The sequence below is a fragment of the Geojedonia litorea genome, from assembly GCF_042654525.1.
Classification (GTDB): Bacteria; Bacteroidota; Bacteroidia; order Flavobacteriales; family Flavobacteriaceae; genus Geojedonia; species Geojedonia litorea.
The window spans coordinates 1-744 of sequence record NZ_JBHSGP010000016.1; the positions used below are offsets into that span (position 1 = coordinate 1).

The following is a 744-nucleotide window of genomic DNA, read 5'->3' on the forward strand; positions in this document are numbered from 1 at the left end:
TCGTGGTCCTACAACCCCGGTATTGCCGTAACAACACCGGTTTGGGCTAATCCGCGTTCGCTCGCCACTACTAACGGAATCACTTTTGTTTTCTTCTCCTCTGGGTACTTAGATGTTTCAGTTCTCCAGGTTCGCCTCCTTGCGGATACTATATCTTCAATATAGTGGGTTGCCCCATTCGGATATCTGCGGATCAATTTGTATGTGCCAATCCCCGCAGCTTTTCGCAGCTTATCACGTCCTTCATCGCCTCTGAGAGCCTAGGCATTCCCCATACGCTCTTATTTAGCTTATTGTACTTTTTTGTCTTTAATGAGTTTATAGTTAATTAAAAAGCTCGCACCTTTAATTAACTCTTGTTTTGCGATATAATCTAATTATATCTTTTTTATGTATCTTTTTCCAATATGTCAATGAACTTTACGATAACGCCAACGCGCCATCTGGCTCCTGCGCTAAAAATGTCTACCAGACATTTTCTTTACGCTTGGCCCTGTGGAGAATATCGGAGTCGAACCGATGACCTCCTGCGTGCAAGGCAGGCGCTCTAGCCAGCTGAGCTAATCCCCCATTTTTAGTTGAAAGCCTTCAGTTAACAGTTATCAGTTAATTGATGACTTATACGTCAACTTGGGAGCCCCAACTTCTAAAATTTCCTTTCAATATTTAATGAACTTCTCAATTGTTAATTATCAATTATCAATTGATCTTCGTAGTCTCAGGCAGACTTACCGCATCAAGTGC

1 tRNA gene and 1 rRNA gene are annotated in these 744 nt (G+C 42.1%); both read right to left on the reverse strand.

From position 1 onward, the window contains the following. Positions 1 to 295 (reverse strand): 23S ribosomal RNA (locus ACFO5O_RS14685); the annotation flags it as partial. A gap of 201 nt (positions 296 to 496) precedes the next feature. After that, positions 497 to 570: transfer RNA gene (locus ACFO5O_RS14690), tRNA-Ala, on the reverse strand. Positions 571 to 744: the final 174 nt, after the last annotated feature.